This window comes from Nocardia brasiliensis IFM 10847 (assembly GCF_000710915.1).
Taxonomy (GTDB): domain Bacteria; phylum Actinomycetota; class Actinomycetes; order Mycobacteriales; family Mycobacteriaceae; genus Nocardia; species Nocardia brasiliensis_A.
Window position 1 is genome coordinate 36,701 of record NZ_BAUA01000194.1, and the last position, 6,612, is coordinate 43,312.

The following is a 6,612-nucleotide window of genomic DNA, read 5'->3' on the forward strand; positions in this document are numbered from 1 at the left end:
CCGCAGGTTCACCGCGCACCGCGCAAGACCCGGCAACTCGCATCGAGCCGATCGAATCTTTGCCCCCAGTTCGACCCCCACCACGGTCGGCCCTGCGACGTCGTTGTCGAGCCGGCGCGGATCGCGCGAGATTCCGAGCGAGCCACCGTGTATTGCGATCTGCTTTACAAGCCGCACTGCACTAGCGGGAGGTCATGGTTGTGGGTGGGTTGCCGGCGAGGACCAGGAGGTCGCCGTGGTGATCGGTGCGCAGGACGGTGGTGCCGAGGGCGCCGAGTTCGGCAAGGACGCCGCGGTGCGGGTGACCGAAGGTGTTCTCGGCGCCGACGCTGATCAGAGTCAGGCGTGGGTGCACCGCGTCCAGGAACACTTTCGCGGTCGTCCGGGATCCGTGGTGCGGCAGCTTCAGGATGTCGGCGCGCAATGCGATTCCCTGCCGTAGCAGTGATTGCTGGGCTGGAGCCTCGATATCACCGGTCAGCAGGATCCGACCGGCCGCGGTGTCGGCGGCGAGAACGATAGACCGGTCGTTGGCATCCTCGGCTTCGGCGCCGGGGGCCGGTCGTGCGCTCGTCAGCTCGGGTGCGAGCACCGTCAACCGGACCCCGCCGATCTCCAGCACCTGCCCAGCCGCAAGCGCCAACACCGGAATCCGTTCGCGCCGTGCAGTATCCGCAACCTGAGTCAGGTTCTCGACTCGCGCGCCCCCGGAGCGCACCGCCGGTGGTGCACCAATTCGCCGACACCGTTCACCCGCGGTCACACACCACTCGTCGGACGCGCACGACAGCGTACGTTCCACCCCTGACTGCCCACACCCGGTCACCGCCGGGACACATCGCGCGGCCTCGAGTTCACCGCCGTTCGGCTCCGCCCCTATCGAAGGTCCGGGCGGTTCACCTTGTGCCCCAAGTGCTTCGCAACTGTCGGCATCCGCCTGGTGCGAGACCGGCCCCAAAGCGACCTTCGATGCCGGTTCCGACGGCCGGGGACCGATCAGCGCCTCGTCGAGTTCCTGAGCACCGCCGAACTCCTGCGCACCGACCGCGATCGCTGCGACCGCTCGGCCGCCCAGCGCGCCTGCGAGCCCTCCGATGTGGTCGGCATGGGGGTGGGTCAGTACGAGAAGGGCGATGCGCGATATACCCAAGCGGTTCAGACACATTCGGATACGCCGGGGTTCGGGACCGACGTCGATCACCACTGCGGAACCGTCGCCGGTGGACAGTACGAGCCCGTCACCTTGGCCCACGTCGCAGACGGCGAGCACCCAACCGGACGGGGGCCAGCCGGGATGCCAGATGCGGACCGGAACCAGCACCGCGGCGACGCCGAAAGCGACCGTGAGCACCATCCTGCGGCTGGCCGCGAACCGCAACGCGAGGATGCCGGCGACGACGATCGCCGCGGCGAGCAGGCCGCCGCACAAGCCACCGGGCATCGCGACGGACGCACCCGGCACCGCTGCTGCGTGCTCGGCGACGAACAGCAGCCACCACAGCGGAGGTGCCGCGCAGTGCACGACCAATTCGGCCAGGGGCGACCAGATCGACGCCAGCACCGCGGCGACCGCACCGATCACGGTGATCGGTGCGATGACCGGTTCGACGAGCATGTTCGCCAGAATCGCGACGAGGCTGAGCTTTCCGGTCACCGCAACGACGAGCGGAGCCGTCACGACGAACGCGGCCGCCGCCACCGCACAAAGTTCCGCGGGCAGACGCCACCAGCCGCGGGCACGCAACCAGTCCGCCCAACTCGGCGCCAGCAAGATCAGTCCGCCGGTCGCACAGGCCGACAACGCGAAGCCCAGCGAAACCGCGAGCGCGGGCCACACGGCGAGCAACCCGATGATCGCCGCACACAGCGCCGGAAGTGCCTGCTTCCGCCGACCAGTCACCAACGCGAGCAGGGTGATCGACCCCATCGCTGCGGCCCGCAACACACTCGGGTCGGGCCGTGCGACGACCACGAACAGCACCAGCACGAGCCCGGCGACCAGTGCGGCAGCACGCGGACCGAGGGTGAGCCCGCGTACGACGCCCAGTACCACCGCCAGCAGGATCGTGAAGTTCGTACCGCTCACGGCGCAAAGATGTTCCAGCCCAGCGATTTCGAAGTCTTCGCGGACCTGATCCGACAGCGCCGAGGTGTCCCCGACGACGAGTGCGGGGAGCAACCCTGCCGGTTCGGCGGGCAATGCGTGGGTGACCGCCCCCGCGAAATCGGTACGCACAGAACGTGCCAGCCGTTGCCACCAGGGCAGAACACCCGTCGGCTTCGGTTCACCCACCGCCCGCAGCGTCGCGACGGTGAGGTCACGCTGCCGGGGAAGGTCGGCTTTGGCCGGGAACTGCACCGTCTGCCCCGGCGACAACTGTGCCCAGCCCGCACCGACGGCCAGAATCACCACCGCGCCACCGGTCTGCACCGTCCGCTCCCCGTCCCGATACTCGCGCAGGTTCGCCCTGAGCAGCCAGCGCTCTCCACCGAACGCGTTGCCGCGCACCGGCTTCGGGTCATCACTCGCCGTCACCAGCACCCGCACCGAATGCCCGGCCAGCGCCCGCAACGGATGCGCCGCCGCCTGATGTTCCCGCCACGCCGCCGCCACCGCGAACCCGCCCGCGAGCAACACCGCCGCCAGCGCCACCACCGCCACCGCCCGCTGCCGCACCCGCTGATGCGCCATCGCCCACAACAGCAGCACCCACAACCCGATCGCCAGCACAACCAGCCCAACCGCCACCCACACCCCCACCACCCACCCCGCAGTCAACGCCACAATCGTTGCCCCCCAACAACACAACGCCGCAGGCACCAACCGCGCATCGAGCACCTCCCGCCCTCGCTCCTCCTTCTCCTCTCCGGGCACCTCGACCACACCGCCTGCCCTCATCCCCGCCCCCGTCCACCGCACCGCGCAGGCCAGGCCGGGCCGACACTCTTCGCCACACCGAACTCCGCGATTACGACGCGGCAGACCGTCATCTCTGCACCCGTCCTTGGGGCCGGGCAGGCCGCCATGGGCTGATGCTGGGCGTCGCGCCGAATCGCGCGATTGCGATGGGGCTGCGGTTCGCGCACTGAGCGACCGCCGCCGCGCCCCGACACAACGCCGTTGGCAACACAGACTGGATCGAACCCCGCGGCCCTCATACCCGCACCAGTTCGCGGAGGCGGGCGAGGCGGGCTGGGCCGATGCCGTCTACGTCGCCGAGTTGGGTTATGTCGGTGAAGCGGCCGTGGGTGGTGCGCCACGTGATGATCGCTTTGGCGGTGACGGGGCCGACGCCGGGAAGGGCGTCGAGTTGGGCTTCGGTTGCCGTGTTGAGGTCGAGGCGGCCCGAAGATGGTGGGGGCTGGGCGGAGCCGGAAGCGGAAGGGGCGGCGGGCCGGCCGCCCGCACTGATTGTCGCGCTGCCGAGTTTCGGTGCCGCGGGGTCGGCGCCGGAGGGGCCGACGAGCACCTGGTCGCCGTCGGACAGTCGCTGAGCCAGGTTGAGGCCGGTCGTGTCGGCACCGTCACGCGGGCCGCCCGCCGCGTTGAGGGCATCGGCCACCCGCGCTCCCGTCGGGAGTCGCACCAACCCCGTCCGGTGCACCAACCCCACGACGCTGACCACCACTTCGCCCGCGGACGAGCTGGGCTCAACAGGTTTCGGCCCGGTCCCACTCTGCGCTGCCGCACCAGGCGGAGAGGCGGGTGCCGCGGCGTCAGCAGTCGAGTGCACCGCGGGCAGTGGCGGCACCGGCCGTGCGATCGGCCGCTCGCGAAAGATCACGACTCCGGCCACCACCATCGCCACCACACCGACCGCCAGCAGCGTGCACACCCCGCGCCGCCCGGGATCGATCCGGGCCCCCCGAAATCGCTCCGGTACCAACCGATCCCGCCACCCGCACCGAGCCGCCGGCTCCGTCAGCCATCCCGGCGACCGCACTACCCCGACGTCATCGCCCGTAGCCTCGCAGTCCACCGCGGGCGCCAACACCTCCTCGTCCCAATTGCCTTCGAGCCCTGAACCTCCTCGGTGCACGCCAGGCAGAGCCCCCGGCTCCTCCTTCCTGCGCGACCCTGCAACCCCGATGTCGTCGCCCGCACTGGTCACCTCGACATCCGCCGCGGGAGCCAACCCTCCGAGAGCCCAGTTCACCTGAGGGATCGGACGTGCCCTGTCCGCGCCGAGGCTCGCATCCGACACATCCGCCAGTCGGGGTTGCATCGCGCAGTCTGCCAGCACACCTGGTCCTGAGTCGGCACGATCGACCACCATCGACGGCATCGCCGCGCCAGGCTCGGCATGGTTCGCGTCCATCCGCGCGCCGGCGCTTGCCGGAACCCCTGTCCGCGCATGCACATCCGAGGCTCCGTTCAGATCGCCCACCGCGGAATCGCAGCGGTCCACACGACTCGGTGCCGAGTCCGTACGCGAAGGCTCGGCAATCGGTGATGCGCCGGTGCTCGGTTGCGGTGCCGATTGCGTTTCCGTCAGCACCCGCAGTCCCCCGGCCTCCCACCGCTTCACCGCCAGCGCCCGTGACACGTGGGGTCGCCGGGTGCGCGGTGGTTTCGAGCTGGTGCCTTGTCCGGCGCGCACGCGGGCGGTCAGGGTGCCGAGGCGCTGGTGGGTCCGGTCGCGCTCTTGCTGTCGTGACATGGGACCGAACGTAGTTTCGGGGGCGGAGCAAAGGTCTTGGCCGAACAGGTATTTCGCCTGTCTTGTGGACCGTCGCGCGATGGGGACAACTCGCCGACGACACGCAGACCGGCAGCCGGATCACCGGTGTGCGCGCACCCGGATTCCACGCCGCTGATGCCAGACTTGGCGGGTGATCCGTTTCCGTTTCGGCTTGGCGCCGGTGGACCGAGTCGCCCCGTGGGGAGAGCAACGCCGGACGCTGCAGTGGTTCGCGCTCACCGACGGCTGGTACGGCATCGACCTCGGCGGGCAAGCCTTACTGCGTTACTCCGCGCGCACCACCGAACTCCTGCGCACGCAGTCCGGCGGCGTGGAGACGCCTTTCGACTGCTACGTCGCCTATTACGTGGCCCGTCTGTGGGAGGATCTGCTGGCCCTGCTCCCCAGCGTGCTGGAACCGGTCCCCGAGGATCTCGCCGATTTCATCGGCGCCGACACCGCGGACTGGTCCTGGACCGAATCCGACGAGGCCGACGCCGCCGCCACCTGGTACGGCGAACACACCCTGGACACCGGCTACCTCTGGTTCGGCCCGCACCTGCGCTGGTGGCGTACGGTCGACGGCACCGCCGACACCGTCACCCTGGCCTGGCACCACCCGCCGGACCCGGAGCACGAGATCGAGTTCACCGCACCGTCGTCCGGCCGGATCAGCGTACCTACCGACGAATTCCGCAGCGCCGTCATACAATTCGACCGCGCGCTGCTGTCCGCCATGGCGACCCGCCTGCGCGAGTTCGAATCATCCGGCCCCCCAACGGGTATCGATGTCGACCTCGACCACCTCGCGTACGAACAAGACGACCGGGCACGATGGCTCGCCCGCGCGATGAACGAGCGACCCGACACGGACTGGTCAGCGGTGCGGTCCGGCGCCGATGCGCTGCGCCGATCGTCGTCCGCCCTGCCCTGACCGGGCGGCTACGCGCAGCCGCCCGGCAGCACGAGCACGCCGACGGCCCCGAGCCCGAGGTGCACGCCGAGGGCGGGCCCGAACTCGGCCACGATCAGTTCCCGGATCCCAGGCACCATGTCGCGAAGCTGCGTGGCGACGGTCTGTGCGGCCTCTTCGGCCCCGAGGTGCTGGACGGCGACCGCGGCACCGTCCTCCCCTGCCGCATCCACCGCTGCCGCAACGAGTTTCGCGAACGCCTTGGATCGGGTACGCACCTTCTCGCGCAGTTCGAGACGCCCTTCGACGATTTGCAGCAGCGGTTTGGTGACCAGCTCGCTGCCGAAGAACGCGGCGGCCGAGCTGAGCCTGCCGCCGCGGCGCAGCTGTTCGGTCCGATTGACCAGGATGAACGTGCGGGCGCGGCTCGATGCGGCGACCGCGGTGTCGTAGACGATGTCCAGCACGGCGCCCGAGCGGGCGCGTCGGGCCGCCGCGAGCACGGGCAGCCCCGTGGCGAGTCCCGCGCCGAGCGAGTCGACGAGCCGCACGCGATGGGCGGCGTCCATATCCCGCACCGCCTGCCTGCCCGCCTCCCAGGTACCGGAGAGCTGACGCGAAATATGCACCGCGACAACGCCGTCGCCACCGCTGCGCGCCCAGGCCCGCTCGTACACGGCGCGCAGTTCACCGGGTGAGGCGGCCGAGGTAGTCACCGTGTCGGCGGTGTAGTCGATCTCGATCGGGTCGATACCCTCGCGGATGGCGCGGTCACCGATCAGGACATGCAGTGGGACGACCTCGATCTCGAGCTCATCGACGAATTCGGCAGGAAGGCTGGCCGACGAATCTGTCACGACCACGACGGCCACGGACTACCGAACCTCCTGCAGAGCCTTCACCATCGCGTTGGCCACGGCCTCGTGTCCGGCCCAGCCCCAGTGGATACCGTCCGGGTTCGCGTCACCGGAGAAGATGTTCTCGCGCACGGCTTCGGCGAGGTCGACCAGCGGCACG

At 70.0% G+C, this 6,612-nt stretch carries 4 protein-coding genes and 1 pseudogene; 1 reads left to right on the forward strand and 4 read right to left on the reverse strand.

Annotated features, from left to right (window positions below):
• Positions 1–181: 181 nt before the first annotated feature.
• Both NBRGI_RS44650 and NBRGI_RS38245 read right to left on the reverse strand, forming a co-directional pair.
• On the reverse strand, positions 182–2,779 hold the full coding sequence (locus tag NBRGI_RS44650; protein WP_235211249.1) for a ComEC/Rec2 family competence protein: 2,598 nt from the start codon (positions 2,777–2,779) through the stop codon (positions 182–184).
• A gap of 376 nt (positions 2,780–3,155) precedes the next feature.
• The gene (locus NBRGI_RS38245) at positions 3,156–3,995 is read right to left on the reverse strand and encodes a helix-hairpin-helix domain-containing protein (protein WP_370627914.1); all 840 of its coding nucleotides are present in this window, start codon (positions 3,993–3,995) and stop codon (positions 3,156–3,158) included.
• A gap of 838 nt (positions 3,996–4,833) precedes the next feature.
• On the opposite strand from NBRGI_RS38245, the gene NBRGI_RS38250 reads away from it, so the two are divergent.
• Positions 4,834–5,616, forward strand: coding sequence for a DUF5984 family protein (locus NBRGI_RS38250; protein WP_029902429.1), 783 nt, complete (start codon positions 4,834–4,836; stop codon positions 5,614–5,616).
• Between the two features lie 8 nt (positions 5,617–5,624).
• On the opposite strand, the gene NBRGI_RS38255 is transcribed toward NBRGI_RS38250, so the two are convergent.
• Positions 5,625–6,467, reverse strand: coding sequence for a DegV family protein (locus tag NBRGI_RS38255; RefSeq protein ID WP_029902432.1), 843 nt, complete (start codon positions 6,465–6,467; stop codon positions 5,625–5,627).
• A gap of 3 nt (positions 6,468–6,470) precedes the next feature.
• Positions 6,471–6,612, reverse strand: a pseudogene (locus NBRGI_RS46965) (diglucosylglycerate octanoyltransferase); the annotation flags it as partial.